Here is a 25,784-nt window from a genome sequence, read left to right as displayed (position 1 = left end):
ATGACGTCTGAACCCAAAGCACCTTCGGCGCGGGCCGAGCCGTTGCCGCCGGTCGGCCTGCTTCCGAAGCTGATCTTCGGCTCGCGCTGGCTGCAGCTGCCGCTCTATGTCGGCCTCATCGTCGCCCAGGCCGTCTATGTGCTGTTGTTCCTGAAGGAGCTCTGGCACCTCGTCTTGCATTCGTTCGACGCCAGCGAGCAGCAGATCATGCTGGTCGTGCTCGGGCTGATCGACGTCGTCATGATCTCGAACCTTCTGATCATGGTAATCGTGGGTGGATACGAGACCTTCGTTTCCAGGCTGAACCTCAGCGGCCATCCCGACGAGCCGGAATGGCTCGGTCACGTCAATGCCAGCGTGCTCAAGATCAAGCTCGCCATGGCGATCATCGGCATCTCCTCGATCTCGCTGCTCAGGACCTTCATCGAGGCCGGCAATCTCGGCACGACCCGCAGCAATTTCACCGAGAGCGGGGTGATGTGGCAGGTGCTGATTCATATGACCTTCATCGTCTCGGCGGTCGGCATCGCCTGGGTCGACCGCCTCAGCGAGAGCGGCTATCGCAAGGAGGCCGAGCACGGCTGATAAGCTGGCCGCCCAATACCTCCCGAGTGGCCAATCCTGGAGCCCGCCTGATCGTCCGGTTGGGCGGGCTCTCTTTCGAGATCGATAAAATTGTCTGCAATCGGTTCAGCGCCGGCAAACGCTGCCGACAAGAAGCCGGGCGCCTTAAACCAGGCCTTTGGAACCGATCTGCATCCTGCCCGCAAAAGGGCAGGGCATCGGCATGACAATTCTCAGGGAGATCGTCGCAGCGGTCGCGGGAGTCTACGCGCTCCTGCTGGTCTGTGACGCATTGTTCGGCGTCGGCGAGGCGCGCTTCGACGACGCTTATTACCGCGCCAGCTTCTACGCACCGCGGCCGAAGGAGTTTCGGTTCGCGAGCGACACGCCGCCGGCGGTGCGCGTCAGCGACGCCTTCGCGCAGTTCGCACCTAGCGACGCCAAGCCCAACCGGCGCTACTCGTCGCTGACGACGATCATCCGCTGACGCCGCCTCATTCTCCCTGAACCCATTCCGCGACGCCGCGCCACAGCGTGTCGCGGTGCTCGGGGCGGAAGAAGCCGAAATGGCCTATTTTCTTCGCGCCCACCTCGGACGGTTTGACCATCAGCACCTCCGGCTTGATCGCAGTGAATCCGCTCGCGAGCAGCTCGACCGCGGGCCGCGTCGCCCAGGGATCGTCGGAGAAGCATAGCGAGCGCAGCTCGCCCTTGAACCTGGCGAAGTTCTCGAGTGCCGGCAGCTTTGAATCGAACAGATAGCGCGGGCTCGAGACCCATTCGCTCCATTGCAGGAAGACGCCCTTGGGCAAATCCTCTCCGACGCCGGCCCAGCCCGGTGCGTAACCGAGTGCATGGACCAGCGGCACACCGACAAAATTCATGAAGGCGTAGACCCGGTATTTTTCCGGCGAGGTCATCAACCGCCATGTCGCGGCCTGCGAGGCCACCAAGGCCGCGCGCGAGATCTCGCTGTTATTCGCGATCAGCCCGAGCGCCTGGCCGCCGAAGGAATGGCCGATATAGGCGAGCGGCAGGGCATGATAGCGCTCGCGCATCCAACTGACCGCGGCGGTGACGTCGAGCGCGGCCCAGTCCGACATCGAGGCCTTGAAGCCGACCAGCGATTTTGGCTGGTTGTAGCCGACCATCGCCGGCAGGCGGGAATCGCCGATGCCGCGATAATCGTAGGTCAGCACCGCGCAGCCGCGATGGGCGAGGTAGGAGGCAAAGCCCCGATAGATCTTTCGCGGCACGGCGGTCGCCGAATTGATCAGGACGGCATGGCGCTTGGCGCCGCGCGGCAGGAACAGGGTGCCGGTCAGGGCATAGCCGTCGGCTGCCGGGAAGCTGATCTCGTCGATGAAAACGTCATCCAGTGCCGCGCCCATGGCGGTCGGTGTCCTGTCGGATTCCTCAAGCCTGCCCAAGCAAATGCGAATTCGGCTTTGGCCGCAAGGGTTTGCGCTGCGAAATGGATTTACAACTGGCGGGGCGTGGCCGGCCTGTGTATAAGGCGGCCCTCGCAACCCCTAGATCAGGTTGTGGTTTTTGCTTCACGGAGAGATTGCGATGTCCGAGCGGTGGACGCCCGAGTCCTGGCGCAGCAAGCCGGTGCTACAGGTGCCCGAATATCCCGACGCCAAGGCTCTGGCCGACGTCGAGGCGCAGCTTGCGACCTTTCCGCCGCTGGTGTTCGCAGGCGAGGCGCGCAATCTGAAGAAGGCCTTGGGCCGCGTTGCGGCCGGCGAGGCCTTCCTGCTGCAGGGCGGCGACTGCGCCGAGAGCTTCGCCGAGCACGGCGCCAACAATATCCGCGACTTCTTCCGCGTGCTGCTGCAGATGGCGGTGGTGCTGACCTATGCCGGCGCGGTGCCGGTGGTGAAGGTCGGCCGCATCGCCGGCCAATTCGCCAAACCGCGCTCGTCGGCGACCGAGAAGGTGAATGGCGTCGAGCTGCCGAGCTATCGCGGCGACATCGTCAACGACATCGCCTTCACCAGCGAAGCGCGCATTCCCGATCCACAGCGCCAGCTGATGGCCTATCGCCAGTCCGCCGCGACGCTGAACCTGCTCCGCGCGTTCGCCACCGGCGGCTTCGCCAATCTCGGCAGCGTGCATCAATGGATGCTCGGCTTCCTCAAGGATAGCCCGCAGTCACGCCGCTACAAGGAGCTGGCCGACCGCATCTCGGACGCGCTCAACTTCATGCGCGCCTGCGGCCTCGACCTCGAGAGCCATCCGGAGCTGCGTGCCACCGATTTCTACACCAGCCATGAGGCGCTGCTGCTCGGCTACGAGCAGGCCATGACCCGCGTCGATTCCACCACCGGCGACTGGTACGCGACCTCGGGCCACATGATCTGGATCGGCGACCGCACCCGCCAGCTCGATCACGGCCATGTCGAATATTTCCGCGGCATCAAGAATCCGATCGGGCTGAAGTGCGGCCCCTCGCTCAAGGTAGACGAGCTGTTGAAGCTGATCGACGTGCTCAATCCCGACAACGAGCCGGGCCGGCTGACGCTGATCGGCCGCTTCGGCTCCGACAAGATCGGCGAGCATCTGCCGAACATGGTCCGCGCCGTGAAGCGCGAGGGCCGGGTGGTGGTCTGGTCGTGCGATCCCATGCACGGCAACACCATCACCTCGACGTCCGGCTACAAGACTCGCCCGTTCGACCGCATCCTGTCCGAGGTCAAGTCGTTCTTCGCGGTCCACGCCGCCGAGGGCACCCATGCCGGCGGCGTGCATCTGGAGATGACCGGCCAGGACGTCACCGAATGTCTCGGCGGCGCCCGCGCGATCACGGACGAGGATCTCAACGACCGCTACCACACGGTCTGCGATCCCCGCCTCAACGCCGAGCAATCCATCGATATGGCGTTCCTGGTCGCGGAGTTGCTCAAGCAGGAGCGCGCCGGCAAGGCTCAGCCGATTCCGGCCGCAGCGGGGCTGTAAGACCTTGCTGCGGATCTGGAAGGCCACGATCAATTCCCGCAACGGGCTGGCCTTTGCGTTCCGGTCGGAGCAGGCGGTCCGCGAGGAGATTTTTGCGCTGCTGCTGTCGGTGCCGCTCGCCTGGTTCATCGGCGCCACGGCGATGCGCGCGGTCGAATTGGTGTGCTCTGTCGCTTTCGTGCTGACGGTCGAGTTGCTCAATACCGCGATCGAGAAGCTCGCCGACCGGCTGACCTTGGATCACGACAAGCAGATCGGCCGAGTCAAGGACATGGGCTCGGCCGCGGTTGGCGTTGCGCTCTTGATGACCGGCGCGTTCTGGATCATTGCCATCATCGAGCGATTGGGGTTCCTCTAGAGCGCGGAGACAATCCATTGCGCGTGGGTGTCCGAGGTCCCTTCACCTCTCCCCAACGGGGAGAGGTCGATTTGTGTCTCGCGATGCGGAGCATCGTCGAGCTTAAATCGGGTGAGGGAGCTCAGCTCCCACGAGACACCGTAACCCCTCATCCTAATTGCATCTCCGATGCAATTCGACCTCTCCCTTCGGGAGAGGTGAAAGCGAGCGCGCGATGACCGAACGTCTCGACACATTCGTGGTCACGCTCGCCCAGCTCAATCCGACCATGGGCGACGTGGAGGGCAATGCGGCCAAGGCGCGCGCGGCGCGGGCGCAGGCCAAGTCCGACGGCGCCGATCTCGTGTTGTTTCCAGAATTGTTCATCGCCGGCTATCCGCCGGAAGACCTGGTGCAGAAGCCCGCCTTCCAGGCCGCCTGCCGCGCCGCGATCGAAAGCCTCGCGCGCGAGACCGCCGATGGCGGGCCTGCGATGCTGGTCGGCACGCCCTGGGTCGAGGAGGGCATGCTCTACAATGCCTGTGCGCTGCTCGACGGCGGGCGCATCGCGAGCCTGCGTTTCAAGTGCAACCTGCCGAATTACGGCGTGTTCGACGAGAAGCGGCTGTTTTCGCGCGGCCCTGCCGCCGGTCCCGTCACTGTGCGCGGCGTGCGCATCGGCGTGCCGATCTGCGAGGACATCTGGCTGGAAGAGTCCGAGGATTACGAGAACGTGGTCGAGACGCTGGCCGAGACCGGCGCCGAGATCATCTTGGTGCCGAACGGCTCGCCTTACGCCCGCGATAAGAACGACGTGCGCCTGTCGGTCGCGGTGGCGCGCGTCACAGAGAGCGGGCTGCCGCTGGTCTATCTCAACCAGGTCGGCGGCCAGGACGAGCTCGTGTTCGACGGCGCATCCTTCGCGCTCAATGGCGATCTCTCGCTCGCGGCGCAGCTGCCGGCCTTCGAAGAAGGCATCGTCACGCTGCGCTTCAGCAGAAACGGCGACGACTGGCGCTGCAGCGGGCCGATCGCCGAGCTGCCCGAGCGCGACAAGGCCGACTACGCCGCCTGCGTGCTGGGCTTACGCGATTACGTCGCCAAGAACGGCTTTCCAGGCGTGCTGCTCGGCATCTCTGGCGGCATCGATTCGGCGCTCTGCGCGGCGATCGCTGTCGACGCGCTCGGCGTCGACCAGGTGCATGGCGTGATGCTGCCTTACCGCTACACCGCGCCGCATTCGATCGCGGATGCCGGCGAACTCGCCGGCCATCTCGGCATCCGCTACGAGGTGCTGCCGATCGCCGAAGCCGTGACCGGGTTCGAGACGATCCTGTCCGGCATCTTCAAGAACCTGCCGCCCGATATCACCGAGGAGAACCTCCAGGCCCGCACCCGCGGCACGCTGCTGATGGCGATCTCCAACAAGACCGGGCTGATGGTGGTGACGACCGGCAACAAGTCGGAGATGTCGGTCGGCTACGCCACGCTTTATGGCGACATGAACGGCGGCTTCAACCCGATCAAGGACATCTACAAGACGCAGGTGTTCCGGCTGGCGCGCTTGCGCAATTCCTGGAAGCCGGAGGGCGCGCTCGGCCCCGCGGGCGAGGTGATCCCGCCGGACATCATCACGCGCCCGCCGACCGCGGAGCTGCGCGAGAACCAGACCGATCAGGACTCGTTGCCGTCTTACGACGTGCTCGATGCTATTCTGGAGCGCCTGGTCGAGCGCGAGGAGCCGCTCGACCAGATCATCGCCGCCGGCTTCGACCGCGAGACGGTGATCCGGATCGATCATCTGCTCAACGTCGCCGAATACAAGCGCCGCCAGGCCGCGCCTGGGGTGAAGGTGACACCGAAGAATTTCGGCCGCGACCGCCGTTATCCCATCACCAACCGTTTTCGCGACAAGGGCCAGCCGTTGCCGGCGACGGATGAGGCGCTAGTGTCACGTGGAAGCACGGCGTCAATCGACGCATTCGAGGGGTGAAGCCTAGCCTGAGCGACGGCAGGCGTTATGACGGGGTTGCGAAAAACAGCACCCTTAGGAAGTGCGTGTATTCGGATTCGAGCGCCATGATCGCCACAAATACGAATACCACGACCGGCGGCAGCAGGATGGCATAGGTCAAGGCCAGCCGCTCCCAGGCCATGTGCATGAAGACGGCGACGATCAGGCCGGCCTTCAACATCATGAACAGCAGGATCAGCGACCACCTCAGATAGCCATGCAGGCCGAAGTAGTCGACGAGGTAGGAGAACGTGCTGAGGACGAACAACCAGCCCCAGACCACGAGGTAGAGCTTGATCGGGTGCTGTTGCCCCTCGGCGTGAACGGCTTCCGTTGCGACTGCGCCGTGTGCCGGAGCGTGGAGCCGTTCTTCCATGTCTACCGCCGTGTTTGCCATGCGCCGACCTCACCAAAGATAGAAGAATGCAAAGATGAACACCCACACGAGATCGACGAAGTGCCAGTACAGGCCCGTGATCTCGACGATCTCGTAATTCCCCCTTCGGCTCGTGAAGAAGCCGCGCCTCTCGACGTCGAAGTCGCCACGAAAGACCTTTCGCGCGATGGCGATCAGGAAGATCACACCGAACGTCACATGGGTGCCGTGGAAGCCAGTGATCATGAAGAAGCTCGCACCAAACTGCGGGGCGCCCCATGGATTGCCCCAGGGCCGGACGCCCTCCATGATCAGCTTGGTCCATTCGAAGGCCTGCATTCCGACGAAGGTCGCGCCGAAGGCTGCAGTGACCAGCATCAGGATTGCGGTTCTCACGCGATCGCGGCGGTAGCCGAAATTGACGGCCATCGCCATCGTACCGCTGCTGCTGATCAGCACGAAGGTCATGATGGCGATCAGGATCATGGGCATGTGGTTGCCCCCGATATTGAGGGCGAAGACTTCGCTGGGATTGGGCCACGGCACGGTCGTCGACATGCGCGCCGTCATGTACGAGAGCAGGAAGCAACTGAAGATGAAGGTGTCGCTGAGGAGAAAGATCCACATCATGGCCTTGCCCCAGGACACGTTCTTGAAGGCGCGCTGATCGGACGCCCAGTCGGCGGCGATGCCGCGCCAGCCTTCAAGCCGCGCAGGCGATTGGCCCGGATTTGTCAGCACGGTCTCAGCCATCTGGTCTCGCCTCCCTAGCTCAGCAATTGGCGGCAGATGTCGATGAAATCGTCGGTCCAGCCGGTGAGAAGACCGAGCAGGACAACCCAGACCAACAGCAGGAAGTGCCAGTAGATGGCGCACAGCTCCACGCTCAAGCGCATGTCGGCGATCTCGGCGCCGCGCCACATCTTGGCCGAGGTTCGGCCCAAGGCCACCAGACCGCCCGTCAGATGCAGCCCGTGCACTGCGGTCAACAGGTAGAAGAAGGAGTTCGCTGGATTGGACGCCACGAAATATCCCGCAGCCCCGAGCCGTTGCCAGGCCAGGAGCTGCCCGGCGAGGAAGATCACGGCAGATGCTCCGCCCGCGAGCAGACCGATCATGACGCCTTCGGTATCGTGTCGGCGCGCGGCCACGTTCGACCATTGCAGCGCGACACTGCTCAGGACCAGGACGCCCGTGTTGACCCACAGCAGCCGCGGCACCGGCAGCGGCCGCCAGTCCACCACGCTCATGCGCATCGAGTAGGCGCTGATGAAGAGGACGAACAAGGCGCTCGCGACCGCGAGAAACACGCCAAGTCCGATCTTCGCTGCCGGCCAGGTCATGGCATCGCCGCCGGGGAAGTCACCGGCCGGGCCTTCCTCCAGCCAGGGCTTGGCCGTCAGGCGCTGTTGCGACAGCCACCATCCGGCGATCACCGCAAGCACAGTCAGGAACAGGATGATGGCGCTCACGAAGCAGCTCCCTGAACGAGCTGAGTCGCACGCGGCGGCTGGTTCTGCGGAATGAAGTCCTCCGCGGCACCGGGCACACTGTAATCATAGGCCCAGCGGTACACGACAGGGAGCTCCTTGCCCCAGTTGCCGTGCGCCGGGGGCGTCTCCGGCGTCTGCCACTCCAGCGTCGTCGCCCGCCACGGATTGCCGCCTGAGGCCTCACCTTTGAACAGGCTCCAGACAAGGTTGAACAGGAACACCATCTGGCTAAAGCCGACGATCAAGGCCACCACTGAGATGAAGGCGTTGAGTGAATGGGCCGAGGACGGGATGAACGTCGTATCCAGGAGTTCGAAATACCGGCGCGGGACCCCGAGCAGTCCAAGATAGTGCATGGGGAAGAAGATCAGGTAGGCGCCGAGGAAGGTGACCCAGAAGTGAAACTTTCCCATGGCCTCGTTCAGCATCCGCCCGGTGACCTTTGGGTACCAATGATAGATCGCGCCGAGCACGACCATGATCGGCGCCACGCCCATCACCATGTGGAAATGGGCGACCACGAACATGGTATCCGAGAGGGGCACGTCCACGACGACGTTGCCGAGGAAGAGGCCGGTGAGCCCGCCGTTCACGAAGGTGACGATGAAGCCGAGGGCGAACAGCATCGGCACCGTGAGATGAATGTCGCCGCGCCACAGGGTCAGCACCCAGTTGTAGACCTTGATCGCGGTGGGGATTGCGATGATGAGCGTCGTGGTGGCGAAGAAGTACCCGAATTGCGGGAACATGCCGCTCACATACATGTGGTGCGCCCATACGATGAAGCTGAGCGCGCCGATGGCTACGATCGCCCAGACCATCATGCGATAACCAAAGATGTTCTTGCGCGCATGCGTGCTGATCAGATCGGAGACGATGCCGAAGGCGGGCAGGGCGACGATGTAGACTTCGGGATGACCGAAGAACCAGAACAGGTGCTGGAAGAGCAACGGGCTGCCGCCGCCATGTTTCGAAAGCGTGCCCATCTCGAGGAGGGCGGGCATGAAGAAGCTGGTTCCCAAGAGACGGTCGAGCAGCAGCATGACCGAGGCAACGAACAATGCAGGGAACGCGAGGAGCGCCATGACGGTCGCCGTGAAAATGCCCCACACCGTCAGGGGCAGGCGCATCAAGGTCATGCCGCGCGTGCGCCCCTGCAACACTGTGACCACATAATTCAGCCCGCCCATGGTGAAGCCGATGATGAACAGGATCAGGGACGCGAGCATGAGAAGGATGCCCCAATCCTGCCCGGGCGTTCCTGAAAGGATTGCTTGCGGCGGGTACAGCGTCCAACCGGCGCCGGTGGGGCCGCCGGGCACGAAGAATGTCGAGGCAAGCACCAGGACTGCGAGCAGATAAATCCAGTAGCTCAGCATGTTCACATAGGGGAAGACCATGTCCCTGGCGCCGACCATCAGCGGGATCAGGTAGTTGCCGAAGCCGCCCAGGAACAATGCGGTGAGCAGATAGATCACCATGATCATGCCGTGCATGGTGATGAACTGCAGGTACTGGTTGGCATCGATGAAAGAGAAGGTGCCGGGGAATCCCAGTTGCAGCCGCATCAGCCACGACAGCACCAGGGCCACCAGCCCGATGGCCGTGGCCGTCAGCGAATACTGAATGGCGATCACCTTGGCGTCCTGCGAGAACACATATCGTGTCCACCAGCTCCGCGGATGATAGAGCTCGACGTCAGGTACTTCGGCAGGCGGGATGCCGGGGATCCCTTCATATGGAACATCGACCATAGAACCTCCTCGGTCGTTTCCATCGGGGGAGGCGCTGGCCTCTTGCGCCCGATCGATCTTCGGCGGCAGCTTGCTACTTGCTGCCGGATTGGTACGTCGTCTTCACGACGGCTTTTGCCGGCGACAATTCTGCGAACGTTTTTTGTTGCTCCAGCCAAGCGTGATATTCACGCTCTTCGTCGACGATGACCTTGGCCCGCATCTGATAGTGAGCAGTGCCACAAAGCTCCGCACAGAGGACATCGAAGGTTCCGGTTCGGATCGGCGTGATCCAGAAATAGGTCACCATGCCTGGAACCATGTCCATCTTGGCCCGGAATTCGGGCACGTAGAAATCGTGCAGGACATCAACCGAGCGGAGGAGAACCTTGACCGGCTTTCCGACTTGAAGGTGCAGGTCGCCGCTCTCGATCACGACATCGTCCTGCGCGTGCCGGTCGTCACGATTGAGCCCCATCGGATTGTCGGAAGCGATGTTGCGGACATCCGATGTGCCCAACTGCCCATCCTTGCCCGGAAGGCGGAAGCTCCACTGCCATTGCTGGCCCATGACCTCGACCTCGGTGGCATCCGCAGGCACCGTCACGAACTGGTGCCAGACCACGAGGCCAGGCGCCAGCATGGCCGCGACGCCGACGCCGGTCCCGACGCTCAGCCACCATTCGAGCCTTTTGTTTTCCGGATTGTAGTCAGCCCTTCTTCCCTCTCTGTGGTGAAAGCGCAAGACGCAGTAAGCCATGAAGGCGATCACGGCGACGAAAACGAAGCCCGTGATCCAGAACGTGATGTTGATGGTGTGGTCGATATAGGCCCAGTTCGTGGCGATCGGCGTCCACCACCACGGGCTGTAGATGTGAAACAGCACCGAGCCGATCGCGACCAGAAGCAGTATCAGTGCGACAGCCATCCTGATCCATCCTTGCCATCGAAGGCTACGGATACGAATCCAGGGCGGAGCTCATGTCTGTCGCGATGGCTGGCCTTTCTTGGCATATGCCATCGCCGGCCTCTTGCTTCGCCCAGTCCACCGATCGCGAAATCAAGAGAACGCTCGCGACCTTCAACTCCAAGGGCGTCTGCGTCTAAAATGATCCCAGCCTAATCCGGCGTCAATAGAGCAATAGAGGTGCCCGAATTGGTGTGATTGCCGGTGCTGGCAAACCGACAAGCATCCGGTGCCCATGTTGGGTCTGGGTGATGCAACGCACAAATCCGTGCTGGTGCGCAATTCACCCAACCGTGAGTGCAGCCGTGCTCCGCGCGCGCTAAGCTTGCCGGGCAGGTCGCGACGGGTTCCGTCCGGCCAGGCTCGGTTGCTGAACCTGGGTTGCCGTACCCGACCCTTCGCGTTTCCTGCTCGTCAGGCGGACACGCGTGGCTGAAGAGCGCGTGTTGTCGAAAACCGCGATTTTCAGCACGGGAGGGTCCATACATGGCCACTCTGTACTCCCACGACATCAGGCGGCACGCATTCGGCGAAGCGGCCGCCTATCCCATTCGCAAGATCAGCTTGTCCGACCTGACCGAGGCCCTGCGCCTGGGCTGGGCGGATTTCCAGGCGATGCCGAGTCACGCGATCGTCGTGTGCCTGATTTATCCCGTTCTCGGTCTCGTCCTGTTCAGGATCGTGCTCGGCTATTCGGTGCTGCCGCTACTGTTTCCGCTGGCTGCCGGCTTTGCCTTGATCGGTCCTTTTGCCGCGATCGGTCTCTACGAACTCAGCCGTCGTCGCGAGCGCGGCGAGGAGGTCGAAGCATGGGATGCGATCAAGGTGCTGCGCGCACCGTCGTTCGGCGCCATGGTCGAACTCGGCGTGCTCCTGCTGGTCCTGTTCGGGGCCTGGATCGGTGTCGCGAACGCAATCTATGTCGCGATCTTCGGTCACGCTGCGGCCGCAAGCATACCCGACTTCGCAACGCGCGTGCTGACGACACCCGAAGGCTGGTCGCTCATCATCATCGGTTGCGGTGTCGGCTTCCTGTTTGCGGTTGTGGCATTGTGCGTTAGCGTCGTGTCATTTCCGCTGATGCTAGACCGTCATGCGACGGCGATCGACGCGATCCGCACGTCGCTCCGAGCGGTGGCGGCGAATCCGGTTGCGATGGCGGGATGGGGCCTCATCGTGGCGGCGCTGCTCGTGATCGGCTCGCTGCCGCTCTTCGTCGGCCTCGCCGTCGTTCTGCCGGTGCTCGGTCATGCCACCTGGCACCTCTATCGGCGGGTGGTCGAGCCCAATCCGAACCCACCGGACGCACCGCGGCCGCCCCGGAAGGGCAGGCGCTACGCAGCAGACTTTCCGGCCAATCTCTTCCCGTGGAGCCGCGAGGGCGAGCCGTAACAGCGGAACGGCCGCGCTGGGACGCCTGCGCGGAGCATGACAGAGCGACGGCCTACTTCTGCTGCTGCGGCAGGAAGGTCGGGCCGACCGAGCGGATCGGCTTGTTCTCTGACGCGGGGCTCGCGTCCGCGGGTGGCGTGGCGACCGGTGCGGCAGCAGTTGCTGGCGCAGGAGCCGCGCCTTTCTTGGCAGCGGCAGGCTGTGGCGCGCCCTTGTTGAGCCGTTGCTGCTGCATCTTCCTGGCGCTTTCCTCGGTGACGATGATGTCGCCCTGCTGCTCGGCCGCGGCCTTGTCATCGGCCGATTTCAGCGCATCCGCCCAGGTCTGTCCCGCCGCCTTGCAGGAGCAGGACGGGTTGAACTCGCTGCGGAATTTGAATGCGGTCGGCAGCGCCGTGTAGGGCTGGCCGCCGATCGAGACCGCCGCGTTCATGTCTTCGCCGGGGTTGCGATGGGTGTAGAGCACGGCTTCCGCCGCCGGGCACAGCGCCTTGCAGGTTCTCTCGTCGTCGGGAAAGCGCGCCGGCACGGTGGCAAAGGAGACCGGAAAATAGGCGCCGTCGCAGGTGCGCACGCAGACGGTGCGGAAGGTGCCGGATTGCGGGCCGAGATCGGAGGGCGGCATGGCCTGCGGATTGTTCGGATTGTTGCCGCCGAACAGATTGGTCAGGAAATTGCCGCCACCTTGCGATTGCACGGCATTGGCATATTGCGGGCCGCAATTGTTCTGCGCCAGCGCCATCAGCACCGAGCGGCGCTGGTTGTCGCGCTCCGGGTCGGCGCCGGGGCCGCCGCGCAGCCGCTCGAGGCTGCCGGTAATCTGGTCCAGATTGGCGCGCATCTGCTGGATCTGGGTGTTGACCGGGCCGCACTGCGCCGACTGGCCGTTGAACAGCGAGAAGAAGCCGGAGGAATCGCAGCCCATGCGCTTGGCCTGCATGGTGACACGGTCGAGCTCGGCCTGCTGCTTGGCCTGGGAATCCTGGTAGCGGCGGATCTGCTCTTCGCGCGCGGCATCACCTCCGCCGCGATCGAGCGCGGCGAGTTGGGCTTCCAGCCGCACGCACATCGGGTTCGGTCCGAGCCCGTTCTGGCCGGGCTGGGGCGGCGGGCCGGCCTGCGCCAAAGCGCCATCGGCGAGCAGGAGTGTGCCGAGGAGCACGGTGCAGGCAAGGAGGGAGCGGGCACGGAGGAGAGAGAAGAATTGAGGCATATCCGCCATTCTAGCGAGGTCACGGCCCAGCGTGATCATCCAAGTGAGGTGGGGGCCGAAGCGCGCCCTCCCAATAGCCGCTTCCCGCGGCATCGTCACGTCGTTTCAGGGGCCGAACTGGTCCTAAGGTCCGCCAGCTCCGAGGGAATTCAGCGCTGGCAGGTGATTGCGACATATTCGTCGCAATGGCCATGGGAGCAGTTTGTGCCGGATTTGGGGACGGAGCCGGTAATTTCGTCGGGATCGACCCGGCGATAGCTTGATGCCTTCGCAAAATCTCGTGACTGGCAATAGGTGCGCGCGGCGGAGGCGCCGCACGTGTCGCCCTTGGTATCGCCTTTGGCCAGGCACTGGTCGGCGATGATGAAGACGCGGGTCTCGGCGCGCGCGGAAGGTGCTGCAAGGAGCGAGGCGCCAAAAATGAGCGCGAGCAGGGATCGCATGAAAATACCGGAGCAAAAAATCAGGGAACTGCAGTTCCAGAATGGCCTCAAATGGTTAGGGGATCATGAACCCTCCGGGCAGGCCGCGCCCTTTGCGGAGGCAAAAACGGCATTTTCGCGGCCCTTGACGCCGGGGCCCGTGGTGGCCCATATGTGGCCGCATGAACGGTCTCCTCGCCATTTGCGCCATTTGCCGCGAGATTACGAGCTAGCGATTCGCTGGCTGGAGCCGTCTTTTCTCAAACACATTGAGAGCCTTGGACGCCCGGCCGAGAGGGATGGGTTGTCATGGAATTGCGTCTTTACGATACGCTGAGCCGGGAAAAGCGCACCTTCGTGCCGCTCGATCCGAACAACGTCCGCATGTATGTCTGCGGACCGACGGTCTATGACTTCGCCCATATCGGCAATGCGCGGCCGGTGATCGTGTTCGACGTGCTGTTTCGGCTGCTGCGCCACATCTACGGCGAGGCGCACGTCAAATATGTCCGCAACATCACCGACGTCGACGACAAGATCAACGACCGCGCCGCGCGCGACTTTCCCGGCCTGCCGCTGAACGAGGCCATTCGCAAGGTCACCGAGCAGACCGGCAAGCAGTTCCATGCCGACGTCGATGCGCTCGGCGCGCTTCGGCCGAGCGTCGAGCCGCGCGCCACGGAGCATATCGGCGAGATGCGCGAGATCATCGAGAAGCTGGTCGCCGGCGGCTTTGCCTATGTCGCCGAGGACCACGTGCTGTTCTCGCCGCAGGCGATGAACTCGGCCAATTCCGCGCTGCCGCGCTATGGCGCGCTGTCGAAGCGCTCGCTCGACGAGATGATCGCCGGCGCGCGGGTCGATGTTGCGCCCTACAAGCGCGATGCGACCGACTTCGTGCTGTGGAAGCCGTCGAAGCCGGGCGAGCCCTCCTGGCCGTCGCCATCAGGCATCAGGGCGGAGGGACGTCCGGGCTGGCACATCGAGTGCTCGGCGATGGCCTGGACGCATCTCGGCGAGCATTTCGACATCCATGGCGGCGGCATCGATCTCGTGTTTCCGCACCACGAGAACGAGGTTGCGCAGACCTGCTGCGCCTTCCATCGCGAGCGCATGGCGAATTATTGGATGCACAACGGCTTCTTGCAGGTCGAGAGCGAGAAGATGTCGAAGAGCCTCGGCAACTTCATCACGATCCACGAGCTGCTCAGGGATTGGCCGGGTGAGGTGCTGCGCCTCAACATGCTCAAGACGCAGTACCGCTCGCCGATCGACTGGACCATGAAGTCGCTTGAGGAGAGCGCCAAGACGCTCGACGACTGGTATCGCGTCGCGGCCGATGTCGCGCCCGGCGAGCCGGCTCCGTCGGTGGTCGAACCGCTGCTCGACGACCTCAACACGCCGCAGGCGATCGCGGCGCTGCACGGCCTGCGCGGCAACGATATCGCGGGTCTTGCGGGCTCGTTGCGGCTGCTCGGATTCCTCTCCGAGAGCGCGGCGCAGTGGGAAGGGCGCAAGCAGCAGGCGAGCGGGGTCGACGCCAAGGAGGTCGAGCGCCTGCTCGCGGAGCGAACAGCTGCGCGTAGCCGCAAGGACTTTGGGGAGTCCGATCGCATCCGCGATCTGCTCGCTGCGATGGGCGTTGCGATCAAGGACTCCAAGGAAGGCACGACCTGGGAGATCGCCCGATGAAACGGCCCGACACACCTTTCCCGCGGCACTGGCTCTATTACATCGCGCTGAAAATCGCGCTGCTCGCCGGCGCGGTGGCGATCGTGCTCAAGCTTTATGGGATGTGGTGAGGGCGATGGGACAGACTTTGCCAAAGCCCGCACTGAGGCCCTTCCTGCCGGCGGATGTGCCGATCCTCGCCGCGATCTTCGCCGCCAGCATCGAGGAATTGACCGGCGACGATTATAGCGAGGCGCAGCAGGAAGCCTGGATGGCGGCGGCCGAGGACGAGGAGTTCGGCAAGCGGCTTGCGTCCGACCTGACGCTGATCGCGACGCTGGAAGGCTCGCCTGTCGGCTTCGCCTCGCTGCGCGGCAACGATCACATCCGCATGCTCTATGTGCATCCGGCTGTCAGCGGGCAGGGCATCGCGACCATGCTGGTCGACGCGCTGGAGAAGCTCGCCGGCGGCCGCGGCGCCAAGAGCCTCTCGGTCGACGCCAGCGATACCGCGGAGGGCTTCTTCGCCAAGCGCGGCTACACCGCCCAGCAGCGCAACAGCGTCACCATCAACGACGAGTGGCTCGCCAACACCACCATGAAGAAGACGCTCGGAGCGGGGCAATGAGCAAGCAGCGTCTCTATCTGTTCGACACCACGCTGCGCGATGGGGCGCAGACCAACGGCGTCGACTTCACGCTGGCGGACAAGCAGGTCATCGCGGCGATGCTCGATGATCTCGGCATCGACTATGTCGAGGGCGGCTATCCCGGCGCCAACCCGCTCGACACCGAGTTCTTTGGCTCCAAGCCCAAGCTCAACCATGCACGCTTCACCGCCTTCGGCATGACGCGGCGGGCGGGCCGGTCGGTGTCCAACGATCCTGGGGTCGCGGGCCTTTTGGAAGCGAAGGCGGATGCGATCTGCTTCGTGGCGAAGGCGTCGGCCTATCAGGTCCGCGTCGCGCTGGAGACCACGAAGGAAGAAAATCTCGCCTCGATCCGCGACAGCGTAGCGGCGGCGAAGGCGGCCGGCCGCGAGGTGATGCTCGATTGCGAGCATTTCTTCGACGGCTACAAGGAAGACGCCGCCTTCGCGCTCGCCTGCGCCAAGGCCGCCTTCGATGCCGGTGCGCGCTGGGTGGTGCTGTGCGACACCAACGGCGGCACCATGCCCGATGAGGTCGAGGCCATCGTCAGAGACGTGACCAGGCACATCCCGGGCGATCACGTCGGCATCCACGCCCATAACGACACCGAGCAGGCGGTGGCCAATTCGCTCGCCGCCGTCCGTGCCGGCGCGCGGCAGATCCAGGGAACGCTGAACGGCCTCGGCGAGCGCTGCGGCAATGCCAATCTCTGCTCGCTGATCCCGACGCTGAAGCTGAAGACGGGGTTTGCCGACGCCTTCGAGATCGGCGTCACCACGGAGAAGCTGGCGACGCTCGTCAAGGTGTCGCGCACGCTTGACGACATGCTCAACCGCGTGCCGAACCGGCATGCTCCTTATGTCGGCGAGAGCGCCTTCGTCACCAAGACCGGCATCCATGCCTCCGCCGTGCTGAAGGATCCGCAGACCTACGAGCATGTGTTGCCGGAGCTTGTCGGTAATCACCGCAAGGTGCTGGTGTCCGACCAGGCCGGACGCTCCAACGTCATCGCCGAGCTCGACCGCGCCGGCATCCCTTACGAGAAGAGCGATCCGAAGCTGACGCGACTTGTCGAGGAGTTGAAGGAGCGCGAGGCGGCCGGCTATGCTTATGAATCCGCCAACGCCTCGTTCGAGCTTCTGGCGCGCCGCACGCTCGGCAAGGTGCCGCATTATTTCGAGGTCGAGCAGTTCGACGTCAACGTCGAGCAGCGCTACAACGCGCTCGGCGAACGCGTCACGGTGGCGCTCGCAGTGGTCAAGGTCGACGTCGCCGGCGAGCATCTGATCTCGGCCGCCGAAGGCAACGGTCCCGTCAACGCGCTCGACGTCGCCCTGCGCAAGGACCTCGGCAAGTACCAGAAGTTCATCGAGGGCCTGACGCTGATCGACTATCGCGTCCGTATCCTCAACGGCGGCACCGGCGCGGTCACGCGCGTGCTGATCGAGAGCGAGGACGAGAACGGCGATCGTTGGACCACCGTCGGCGTCTCCCCGAACATCATCGACGCCTCGTTCCAGGCGCTGATGGATTCGGTGATCTACAAGCTCGTGAAGTCGGACGCGCCGGCGTAAACCCCACAACGACTGTCATACCCCGCGAAAGCGGGGTATCCAGTACGCTCCGGCCTCTCTGTAACGCCGCGAGGCCTCGGAGTACTGGATCGCCCGGTCAAGCCGGGCGATGACAGCGGGGGTGACGAAAGGGCACGGCCATGATCGACCACATCTCCGTCGGCGTCAGCGATCTCGACCGCGCCGCAAAATTCTACGTAGCCGCGCTCGCCGCCCTCGGCCTCGCGCGCCTCGTCACGCGGCCGCGGACGATCGGGTTCGGCAAGGCCTATCCGGAGTTTTGGATCAATCTGCGCGAGGGCATGCCGCGTGTCGCGCCGGAGAGCGGCGTGCATATCTGCCTGCGGGCGAAAACCACGGCCGAGATCGATGCGTTTCACGCAGCTGCGCTGTCCGCTGGCGGCGCCTCCGACGGCGCACCGGGCATTCGCCCGCACGATCGCGTGCGTTACTACGCCGCCTTCGTCACCGATCCCGACGGCAACCGGATCGAGGCGGTGACGTTTCCGCAGGAATAGGAAGGCGGCCTAAAGCGCGATGCGATTAGGATGATCGTCATCGCGCTTTGGGTTGTTGTTTGAGCATGATCTTTTCGGAAAACCGCTTCACACTTTTCCGGATCATGCTTTAGAGCCGCCGGGCCACGTCGGGCGCGAGATCGCGCTGGTCGTCAGGGATCTGCGCCGCCGCGGCGCGCAGCCGTGGGATGATCTCCTCGACCTTGTCCGCCTTCAGGATATCGACGGTGAGGCCGGCGCGGATGAACTGGGTCTGCCGCATGTGGGCCACCAGGGAGAACAGCGGCTCCCAAAAGCCGTCGACATTGGCGAGCAGCACCGGCTTGGCGTGCCGGCCGAGTTGCTGCCAGGTCAGCTGCTCCACCAGCTCCTCCAGCGTGCCGAGCCCGCCGGGCAGGGCCACGAAGGCGTCGGAGCGCTCGAACATCAGCCGCTTGCGCTCGTGCATGTCGGGCGTGACGACCATCTCCTGCACGCGCGTCAGCGCATTCTCGCGCATCCGCAGGAAGTCGGGGATGATGCCGGTGACCATGCCGCCGTGATCCAGCACGGAGGTCGCAACCGCGCCCATCAGGCCGAGCGAGCCGCCGCCATAAACGAGACGGATCTTGTTTTCCGCCAAGGCTCTGCCGAGCGCCTTCGCCGCTTCAATGAAGTTGGGATTTGTTCCAGGGCCGGAGCCGCAATAGACACAGACGGTTTTGATCGTGCTCATTGGTGCCATGATGCATTGCAGCGAAGTGGCGTCAAGCCCAAACGGTGATTCGATACTTCCGGGAATTTACCGGTAAATCGCGACAAACAATCGAAGATTCGCCATCTGGCGGGGTGCGCGGGCATCGGGAAGGCTCTATATGACGGGCGAAAATCGTTAATCGCAGTTTCGCCCGCATCCGGCGGGCTTTCGGGTTTGTTGATGGACCAACCTCAATCGTTCGACGGCGCCGACGTTCCTGATCCTTCCGTGGCAGGACCGCAGGCCGGGGCCACGCTGATGGGCACGCTGGCACATCTGTGGCCTTACATCTGGCCGGGCGACCGTTTCGACCTGAAGATGAGGGTGGTCTGGTCGCTGGTGCTGTTGCTCGCCGCCAAGCTGATCACGCTCACCGTGCCGTTCAGCTTCAAATGGGCGACGGATGCGCTGACCGGCGCCAACACCGCGCCGGTAGCGGCCGACAATTGGCATCTCTGGGTGATCGCCTCGCCCTTGCTGCTGACCGCGAGCTACGGCGTGATGCGCATCCTGATGGCGGTGCTGACGCAATGGCGCGACGGCATCTTCGCCCGCGTCGCCATGCATGCGGTGCGCAAGCTCGCGACGCTCACCTTCATCCACATGCACGAGCTGTCGCTGCGCTTTCACCTCGAGCGCAAGACCGGTGGCCTCACGCGCGTGCTCGAGCGCGGCCGCGAGGGCATCGAGGTCATCGTGCGCATGGTGATCCTGCAGCTGATCCCGACCATCGTCGAGGTCTCGCTGCTGCTGGCGGTGCTGCTCTGGCAATTCGACTGGCGTTACGTCGTCGCGACCCTAATCACGGTCACGCTCTACATGTACTACACCTACGTCGCGACCGAGTGGCGGATCGGCATCCGCCGCAAGATGAACGATTCCGACACCGAGGCGAACACCAAGGCGATCGACTCGCTGCTCAACTACGAGACGGTGAAGTATTTCAGTGCCGAGGCACGCGAGGCGCAGCGCTACGACAGGTCGGTCGAGCGCTACGAGGAGGCGAGCGTCCGCACCTACACCTCGCTCGCGGTGCTCAACACAGGCCAGGCGGTGATCTTCACGCTGGGCCTGACCGCGACCATGCTGATGTGCGCGATCGGCGTGCGCAACGGCACCAACACGGTCGGCGATTTCGTGCTGGTCAACGCCATGATGATCCAGCTCTACCAGCCCCTGAACTTCATGGGCATGGTCTATCGCGAGATCAAGCAGGCGATCATCGACATCGAGAAGATGTTCGGCGTGCTCAGCCGCGAGGCCGAGATCAAGGACGCGCCTGGCGCGAAGCCGCTGGCCATCTCCGCCGGCACGGTGCGCTTCGAGGACGTGCGCTTTGCCTATGAGCCGGCGCGCCCCATCCTCAAGGGCATCAGCTTCGAAGTGCCGGCCGGAAAGACGGTTGCCATCGTCGGCCCCTCCGGCGCCGGCAAATCGACCATCTCGCGGCTCCTGTTTCGCCTCTATGATGTCTCCGGCGGCAGGATCCTGATCGACGGCCAGGACATCCGCGAGGTCACGCAGGCCAGCCTGCGCGCATCGATCGGCATGGTGCCGCAGGACACCGTGCTGTTCAACGACACCATCCGCTACAACATCCGCTACGGCCGCTGGGATGCGACCGATGCCGAGGTCGAGGAGGCGGCGCGGCTGGCGCAGATCGACCACTTCATCCGCATGGCGCCGAAGGGCTACGAGACCCAGGTCGGCGAGCGCGGCCTGAAGCTGTCGGGCGGCGAGAAGCAACGTGTGGCGATCGCGCGCACGGTGCTCAAGGCGCCGCCGATCCTGGTGCTCGACGAGGCGACCTCGGCGCTCGACACCCATACCGAGCACGAGATCCAGGGGGCGCTCGACCGCGTGGCGAAGAACCGCACCTCCCTGGTGATCGCGCATCGACTTTCCACCATCGTCGGCGCCGACGAGATCATCGTGCTGGACCAGGGCCGCATCGCCGAGCGCGGCACTCACGCGAGCCTGCTCGCGCAGGGCGGGCTCTATGCCAGCATGTGGAACAGGCAGCGCGAGGCCGAGGAGGCCCGCGAGAAGCTGGCCAAGATGGCCGACACCAATGCCGCGCCTAACCGGGAGCCGCCGCCGGTCGATGATAGCCTGACGACGCCCGCGGCGGCGGAGTGACCTTGTCTCCGGTCCCAAGTCTGGCCTAAACAAGTCTGGCCTAAACAAAGTCTGGCCTAAACAAGCCCGCGCGACGACCCCGTGGCATCAACCCCGACCGGCAAAAAGCAATGTCCATTCTCGATTCGATCCAGCGTCAGATCCCGCCGATCCACAAGGAGGGCTATCCCTTCATCGGCGCCTTTGCGCTGGCGAGCCTGCTCCTGTTCTGGCTGTGGTCGCCGCTGGGGTGGATCGGCACGATCCTGACCGTTTGGTGCGCGCTGTTCTTCCGCGATCCCGTCCGTGTGACGCCGGCGCGCGAGGGTCTCGTGGTGTCGCCGGCCGACGGGCGTGTCTCCATGATCACCATGGCGCTGCCGCCGGCCGAGCTCGGGCTCGGCGACCGGCCGCTGCCGCGCGTCTCGATCTTCATGAGCGTGTTCAATTGCCACGTGAACCGCGCGCCCGTGGCGGGCAGGGTGGATCGTATCGCCTACCGGCCCGGCCTCTTCATCAACGCCGAGCTCGACAAGGCGAGCGAGGACAACGAGCGCAACTCGCTGGTGATCACGACGCCGACGGCGCGGATCGGCGTGGTCCAGATCGCCGGCCTGGTCGCCAAGCGCATCGTCTGCTTCGTCAAGGAGGGGCAGGCGATCGGCGCCGGCGAGCGTTTCGGCCTGATCCGCTTCGGCTCGCGCCTCGATGTCTACCTGCCCGTGGGTACCAAGGCGCTGGTCTCGGAAGGGCAGACCGCGATCGCCGGAGAGACGATCCTGGCCGACCTTGCCGGCGACGACCCGGGCCGCGCGTTCCGCGCCAATTAACCAATAGTCGGTGCTCGCAGGCGTTCCGCCGCAATGGCGGAGGGCGGCGCGGCTTGCTATATCTCGCCTCGAGATAAGGACGAGCCATGACGCCTTACGATTTCAAGGATCCCGACGTCCGCCGCCGGCGGTTCCGACCGATCCCGGTGCGGATGCTGGTGCCCAACGTCATCACGCTGCTGGCGATCTGCGCCGGCCTGACCTCGATCCGCCTGTCGATCGAAGGACGGATGACGCTCGCGGTCTATGCCATCGTGTTCGCCGCCGCGCTCGACGGCATCGATGGCCGCATCGCGCGCATGATCAAGGGGCAGTCGAAGTTCGGCGCCGAGCTCGACAGTCTCGCCGACTTCGTCAATTTCGGCGTGGCGCCCGGCCTGATGCTGTATTTCTGGCAGCTGCATGAGCTCGGCAATGCCGGCTGGATCGCCGCCATGGTGTTCGCGATCTCCGGCGGCCTGCGGCTTGCGCGCTTCAATGCCACCATGGACGATCCGAACAAGCCGGCCTTCGCCGCCAATTTCTTCACCGGCGTGCCGGCGCCCGCCGGCGCGATCACCGTGCTGCTGCCGATCTATGTCGCGTTCCTCGACGTCGGGCGCACACCTGCGGCGGTGACCGCGGCCTACACGCTTCTGATCGCGTTTCTGATGGTGTCGCGCCTGCCCGTGTTCTCCGGCAAGACCAAGCGGATGCGCGTGCCGCCCGAGCTGGTGCTGCCGGCCTTCGTCGCCGTGATCGTCTTCATCGCGCTCCTGATCGCCTATCCCTGGCACGTGCTGTCGATCGGCACGGTGCTGTACCTTCTCGCGCTGCCGCTCGGCTACAAATCCTATCGCGACCAGGCGCGCGCGATGGAAGCCACCGCGCCGGCGGGAGGCGAGGTCCCGTCACCGCCCTCGGCGCCGACGCTGGCGAATTTGTCGGAGCCGCCGCAAGACGACGATCGGCCCGGACGACTGCACTAAAGCGCTCCTCGCGGATATCTGCCATGAAGCCTGCCTGAGTTGGGTCGAGACCCGATCTCAGCTATATCGCCCTTGTGCCGGCGGCATCGCGCAATCAAGCGCCGCCAACCTGGGAGAGAACGCCGTGACCAATTCCGCGACCGGGCCGCTGCCCGCTTCCGTCCTCGAAGCGCTGGGCCGTTACGATACGCCGACGATCTGCAACGCCATGGAGATCGTGGCGCCCGAGCGGCGGCTGATCGGCTACACCACCAAGCAGCTGGTCTGTCCGTTTCCCGACCTGCCGCCGATCGTCGGCTATGCCCGCACGGTGACGATCCGCTCGGTTCTGAAGTCATCGCTTCCGGCCGAGGAGCAGTCCAAGCGCCGAATCGCATATTACGAATATGTCGGCACCGGCCATGGCCCGCGCATCTCGGTGATCCAGGACATCGACGGACCCGACGTCGGCTATGGCGCGTTCTGGGGCGAGGTACAGAGCAACGTGCACAAGGCGCTCGGCTGCCTCGGCGTCATCACCGACGGCTCGATCCGCGACATCCCGCAATGGGCGCCAGGGTTCCAGGCGCTGGCCGGCTCGATCGGCCCGTCACATGCCTGGGTGCACGCGGAAAGCTTTGGCGGCGAGGTGCGCGTCGCCGGCATGACCGTGAAGTCGGACGACCTCATCCACGCCGACCGGCATGGCGCCATCGTGATCCCGCTCGACCTTGCCGCAAAGCTGCCGGAGGCCGCCGAACTGTGCGGCCGCCGCGAGACGCCGATCCTGGAGATCGCCCGCAGCCCCGACTTCTCGCTCGAGAAGCTCAAGGCCGCGTTGAAGCGCTCTGCGGAGATCCATTGACGGCTGCTGGAGCATGATCCGGAAAGCGTGTAGCGGTTTTCCGAAAAGATCATGCTCAAACAATAACCTAAAGCGCGATGACGATTCATCCTAATCGCATCGCGCTTTAGGGCAATCTACGGCCCGGACGACGGCCGAATGCCGCCTTGCTCTGTCAGAAGCAGGGCGACTTGATCCGGTTCTCCGAGCACGGCGGCGGCGCATCCGATCAGGGTGAAGCCGCCGGCAAGGTCCCAGAGGGTGATATCGTCTGCGCTGTTGGCGCTGCGCATCAACCGCGCTGCGAGCACGGCGAAGGCGGCCTCGATAAAGAGCAGCACGCTGAACGCCGGAAGCACGAGTTCCGGCTCGAGCAGGTGGAACGCCAGCGCCGCGGGCAGCGCCGTGAGTAGACCGAATAGCATCAACATCGCGCTGGCTCCGCGATTGGCCCTGTCGCAACGCTAGCAGACACCAAGTGATCCCCGTCCACGATGTGGCGGAGGGCCGCAGCCGACGTGACGTGGTGGGCGCCTGCTTATGGTTAGCGAAGGGTTGAAATTCCTATCGCTGGACGGCAACCGGGACAAATTGCGGCGGCAGGCGGCACATCGTCGAGACTTAACCTTTACGCGCCTTTAAGGGCGGCGCTCTAGGGTCTGCGATGCGGTTCGGGGTTGAGCCGCGCCAGCGGCCAGGACGGCCGTTGTTGCGTAGGCGTTGGAGTCGATCATGGATATCGCAACACTTGTCGGCCTCGTCGCAGGCGCCATTGTTGTGTCGTCGCTGATCCTGATGGGCGGTACGTTCGGGATGTTCTACGACATCCACGCCGTCATCGTCATCTTCGGCGGCTCGTTCGCAGCGACGATGATCCGCTTTCCTTTGTCCGCGATGATCCACGGCGTGCCGCTGGGCGCGAAGTTTGCCTTCACCCTGAGCCGCCTTTCGGCTCACGACCTTGTCGACGAGCTCGCCCGCATCGCGGAAATCGCCCGCAAGCAGGGCCCGGTCGGACTAGAAAAGGTCGAGACCGACGAGCCCTTCCTCGCCAAGGGCATTCGCTATGTTGCCGACGGCTACGACCTCGATTTCATTCGCGACAATCTGGAGCGCGACCGGGACAACTTCCTGATGCACCTCGACGAAGGCAGCAAGATCTACCGCGCCGTCGGCGACTGCGCCCCGGCGTTCGGCATGATCGGCACGCTGCTTGGCATGGTGCAGATGTTCTCCAACATGTCGGATCCCTCCAAGCTCGGCCCGTTCATGGCCACCGCGCTGCTGGCGACCCTGTACGGCGCCGTTGTCGCCAACCTGATCTGCTTGCCGATCGCTGACAAGCTGCACGGCAAGCTGCTGGACGAAGAGACCAACCGCACCTTGATCATCGACGGCATCCTGATGATCCGCGATTCCAAGAGCCCGACCCTGGTGCGCGAAATGCTGCTGGCCTATCTGCCGGAGAAACATCGTCACACCGAAGGCGAGCCGGTGCCGGCTTGAGGCCGCCGCCTGGATTTTGAGAGATGGCCAAGAAGAAGCGCGGCAATGCTCACGGTGGCGGCCACGGCTGGTTCGTGACCTTCGCCGACCTGATGGCGCTGCTGCTGGCGTTTTTCGTGATGCTGGTCGCGTTCTCCACGCAAGACGCCAACAAGCTGAAGATCGTCGCGGGCTCGATGCGCGAGGCGTTCGGCGTGCAGACCGAGGCGCGCTACTCCGGCATCGTCGAATCCGACGGCCTGCCGACGCGCCCGCGGCTCAAGAACGTCGACCACATCCAGCCGGAAGATGCCTCCAACACGCCGACGCCAGATCAGGAAGACCGCGAAAAGACCTCCGGCGCGAAGATCAAGATCGACCGCAATTTCGCGCTGGCGGCAGCCTCGCTGCGCCAGGCGTTGCAGGACATGCCGGAGCTGACCGAGATGTCCAAGCACATCATGTTCGAGGAGACCAAGCAGGGCCTGAACCTCGAGATCGTCGACCAGGACGGCCGCTCGATGTTCGCCGACGGCTCCAAGGTGCCCTATGACCGCACCCGCCGCCTGGTCGAGAAGCTCGCGATCCCGCTCAAGGCGACGCCGCTCCGCGTCTCCATCGCCGGCCACACCGCGGCGGGGTTCGTGCCGACCCGCAGCGACTATGGCGCCTTCGATCTGTCGGCCGATCGCGCCAACGCCGTGCGCCAGATCCTCGAGCGCCAGGGCCTGCCGCCGTCGCACATCTTCGCCGTCTCCGGCAAGGCCGATACCCAGCCGCTGTTTCCGGACGATCCCTCGCTGGCAGCCAACCGGCGGGTGACCATCACCTTGATGCGCGAAGATCCGCCGCTGCCGCCGAATCTGAGGCCGTAACCCCCTTGCGCTACCATCTTACCTGAGGCATGTCGTCGCGCGGGCGATGAGCGTGGCTGTGGCGT

General features: G+C 64.3%; 26 protein-coding genes. 16 read left to right on the top strand and 10 right to left on the bottom strand.

The features are described 5' to 3' along the window. Complete coding sequence (locus I6F17_RS06755) at positions 1-585, top strand: TIGR00645 family protein (protein ID WP_036034479.1); 585 nt, start codon at positions 1-3, stop codon at positions 583-585. 202 nt (positions 586-787) lie between these two features. Further along, a complete protein-coding gene (locus I6F17_RS06750) occupies positions 788-1,051 on the top strand; it encodes a hypothetical protein (protein WP_036001521.1) in 264 nt (87 codons plus the stop codon). A 7-nt stretch (positions 1,052-1,058) separates the two neighbouring features. Here I6F17_RS06750 and I6F17_RS06745 read toward each other — a convergent pair whose 3' ends face one another. Next, complete coding sequence (locus I6F17_RS06745; RefSeq protein WP_036034477.1) at positions 1,059-1,955, bottom strand: alpha/beta fold hydrolase; 897 nt, start codon at positions 1,953-1,955, stop codon at positions 1,059-1,061. Positions 1,956-2,136: 181 nt separating this feature from the next. On the opposite strand from I6F17_RS06745, the gene I6F17_RS06740 reads away from it, so the two are divergent. From I6F17_RS06740 to I6F17_RS06730, 3 genes are all read left to right on the top strand, one after another. Next, positions 2,137-3,525 carry a 3-deoxy-7-phosphoheptulonate synthase class II gene (locus tag I6F17_RS06740; protein WP_036001515.1) on the top strand — a complete coding sequence of 463 codons (1,389 nt, stop codon included), beginning with the start codon at positions 2,137-2,139 and terminating at the stop codon, positions 3,523-3,525. Between the two features lie 4 nt (positions 3,526-3,529). After that, the gene (locus I6F17_RS06735) at positions 3,530-3,883 is read left to right on the top strand and encodes a diacylglycerol kinase (RefSeq protein WP_036001513.1); all 354 of its coding nucleotides are present in this window, start codon (positions 3,530-3,532) and stop codon (positions 3,881-3,883) included. 214 nt (positions 3,884-4,097) lie between these two features. Further along, positions 4,098-5,855 (top strand): NAD+ synthase, encoded by a 1,758-nt coding sequence (locus I6F17_RS06730; protein WP_036034476.1) that lies wholly within the window; start codon positions 4,098-4,100, stop codon positions 5,853-5,855. 25 nt (positions 5,856-5,880) lie between these two features. Here I6F17_RS06730 and I6F17_RS06725 read toward each other — a convergent pair whose 3' ends face one another. From I6F17_RS06725 to I6F17_RS06705, 5 genes are all read right to left on the bottom strand, one after another. Then, the gene (locus I6F17_RS06725) at positions 5,881-6,273 is read right to left on the bottom strand and encodes a cytochrome C oxidase subunit IV family protein (RefSeq protein WP_225129666.1); all 393 of its coding nucleotides are present in this window, start codon (positions 6,271-6,273) and stop codon (positions 5,881-5,883) included. A gap of 9 nt (positions 6,274-6,282) precedes the next feature. Further along, on the bottom strand, positions 6,283-7,005 hold the full coding sequence (locus I6F17_RS06720) for a heme-copper oxidase subunit III family protein (RefSeq protein WP_225129668.1): 723 nt from the start codon (positions 7,003-7,005) through the stop codon (positions 6,283-6,285). A gap of 14 nt (positions 7,006-7,019) precedes the next feature. Further along, positions 7,020-7,724: a cytochrome c oxidase subunit 3 gene (locus I6F17_RS06715; RefSeq protein WP_225129670.1), complete on the bottom strand. Its 705-nt coding sequence runs from the start codon at positions 7,722-7,724 to the stop codon at positions 7,020-7,022. Then, entirely contained in the window at positions 7,721-9,499 is a 1,779-nt protein-coding gene (locus I6F17_RS06710; protein WP_036034468.1) for a cbb3-type cytochrome c oxidase subunit I, read from the bottom strand. The genes I6F17_RS06715 and I6F17_RS06710 overlap by 4 nt, the downstream gene beginning before the upstream one ends. A gap of 73 nt (positions 9,500-9,572) precedes the next feature. Continuing rightward, positions 9,573-10,406, bottom strand: a complete 834-nt coding sequence (locus I6F17_RS06705; RefSeq protein ID WP_225129672.1) for a cytochrome c oxidase subunit II — start codon at positions 10,404-10,406, stop codon at positions 9,573-9,575. Positions 10,407-10,931: 525 nt separating this feature from the next. On the opposite strand from I6F17_RS06705, the gene I6F17_RS06700 reads away from it, so the two are divergent. After that, positions 10,932-11,837 (top strand): DUF2189 domain-containing protein, encoded by a 906-nt coding sequence (locus I6F17_RS06700; protein WP_036034464.1) that lies wholly within the window; start codon positions 10,932-10,934, stop codon positions 11,835-11,837. A gap of 52 nt (positions 11,838-11,889) precedes the next feature. Here I6F17_RS06700 and I6F17_RS06695 read toward each other — a convergent pair whose 3' ends face one another. Continuing rightward, positions 11,890-13,059: a DUF2865 domain-containing protein gene (locus I6F17_RS06695; RefSeq protein WP_225129674.1), complete on the bottom strand. Its 1,170-nt coding sequence runs from the start codon at positions 13,057-13,059 to the stop codon at positions 11,890-11,892. 140 nt (positions 13,060-13,199) lie between these two features. Further along, positions 13,200-13,493: a hypothetical protein gene (locus tag I6F17_RS06690; RefSeq protein WP_225129676.1), complete on the bottom strand. Its 294-nt coding sequence runs from the start codon at positions 13,491-13,493 to the stop codon at positions 13,200-13,202. A gap of 288 nt (positions 13,494-13,781) precedes the next feature. Here I6F17_RS06690 and cysS point away from each other — a divergent pair, with 288 nt between their 5' ends. From cysS to I6F17_RS06670, 4 genes are all read left to right on the top strand, one after another. Then, positions 13,782-15,164, top strand: coding sequence for a cysteine--tRNA ligase (gene cysS, locus I6F17_RS06685; protein WP_225129678.1), 1,383 nt, complete (start codon positions 13,782-13,784; stop codon positions 15,162-15,164). Between the two features lie 115 nt (positions 15,165-15,279). After that, positions 15,280-15,771 (top strand): GNAT family N-acetyltransferase, encoded by a 492-nt coding sequence (locus I6F17_RS06680; protein ID WP_225129680.1) that lies wholly within the window; start codon positions 15,280-15,282, stop codon positions 15,769-15,771. Further along, complete coding sequence (gene cimA / locus I6F17_RS06675; protein WP_225129682.1) at positions 15,768-17,366, top strand: citramalate synthase; 1,599 nt, start codon at positions 15,768-15,770, stop codon at positions 17,364-17,366. Before I6F17_RS06680 ends, cimA begins: the two co-directional genes overlap by 4 nt. 140 nt (positions 17,367-17,506) lie before the next feature. Continuing rightward, positions 17,507-17,884, top strand: a complete 378-nt coding sequence (locus I6F17_RS06670; RefSeq protein ID WP_225129683.1) for a VOC family protein — start codon at positions 17,507-17,509, stop codon at positions 17,882-17,884. Positions 17,885-17,993: 109 nt separating this feature from the next. Here I6F17_RS06670 and I6F17_RS06665 read toward each other — a convergent pair whose 3' ends face one another. Beyond that, on the bottom strand, positions 17,994-18,599 hold the full coding sequence (locus tag I6F17_RS06665) for a TIGR00730 family Rossman fold protein (protein WP_036001463.1): 606 nt from the start codon (positions 18,597-18,599) through the stop codon (positions 17,994-17,996). Positions 18,600-18,800: 201 nt separating this feature from the next. Here I6F17_RS06665 and I6F17_RS06660 point away from each other — a divergent pair, with 201 nt between their 5' ends. The 4 genes from I6F17_RS06660 (at position 18,801) to I6F17_RS06645 (ending at position 23,380) form a co-directional block, all read left to right on the top strand. Further along, a complete protein-coding gene (locus tag I6F17_RS06660; protein WP_225129685.1) occupies positions 18,801-20,759 on the top strand; it encodes an ABC transporter ATP-binding protein/permease in 1,959 nt (652 codons plus the stop codon). A gap of 86 nt (positions 20,760-20,845) precedes the next feature. Continuing rightward, complete coding sequence (locus I6F17_RS06655; RefSeq protein WP_225112817.1) at positions 20,846-21,568, top strand: phosphatidylserine decarboxylase; 723 nt, start codon at positions 20,846-20,848, stop codon at positions 21,566-21,568. Positions 21,569-21,654: 86 nt separating this feature from the next. After that, positions 21,655-22,536 carry a phosphatidylcholine/phosphatidylserine synthase gene (locus tag I6F17_RS06650; RefSeq protein WP_036001453.1) on the top strand — a complete coding sequence of 294 codons (882 nt, stop codon included), beginning with the start codon at positions 21,655-21,657 and terminating at the stop codon, positions 22,534-22,536. Positions 22,537-22,660: 124 nt separating this feature from the next. Continuing rightward, positions 22,661-23,380: an RraA family protein gene (locus I6F17_RS06645; RefSeq protein ID WP_036001451.1), complete on the top strand. Its 720-nt coding sequence runs from the start codon at positions 22,661-22,663 to the stop codon at positions 23,378-23,380. A 116-nt stretch (positions 23,381-23,496) separates the two neighbouring features. Here the strand turns inward: I6F17_RS06645 and I6F17_RS06640 are convergent, their stop codons facing one another. Beyond that, positions 23,497-23,790: a hypothetical protein gene (locus I6F17_RS06640; RefSeq protein ID WP_036001448.1), complete on the bottom strand. Its 294-nt coding sequence runs from the start codon at positions 23,788-23,790 to the stop codon at positions 23,497-23,499. 301 nt (positions 23,791-24,091) lie between these two features. Between I6F17_RS06640 and I6F17_RS06635 the strand changes: the two genes are divergently transcribed. Together I6F17_RS06635 and I6F17_RS06630 are read left to right on the top strand one after the other, a co-directional pair. After that, a complete protein-coding gene (locus I6F17_RS06635; RefSeq protein ID WP_036001447.1) occupies positions 24,092-24,865 on the top strand; it encodes a MotA/TolQ/ExbB proton channel family protein in 774 nt (257 codons plus the stop codon). A 23-nt stretch (positions 24,866-24,888) separates the two neighbouring features. Next, a complete protein-coding gene (locus I6F17_RS06630; RefSeq protein ID WP_036034445.1) occupies positions 24,889-25,719 on the top strand; it encodes a flagellar motor protein MotB in 831 nt (276 codons plus the stop codon). The last annotated feature ends 65 nt before the right edge of the window (positions 25,720-25,784 follow it).

The sequence above is a fragment of the Bradyrhizobium sp. NBAIM18 genome (assembly GCF_020193825.1).
Classification (GTDB): Bacteria; Pseudomonadota; Alphaproteobacteria; order Rhizobiales; family Xanthobacteraceae; genus Bradyrhizobium; species Bradyrhizobium yuanmingense.
This window is presented reverse-complemented; position numbering and strand designations above follow the sequence as displayed.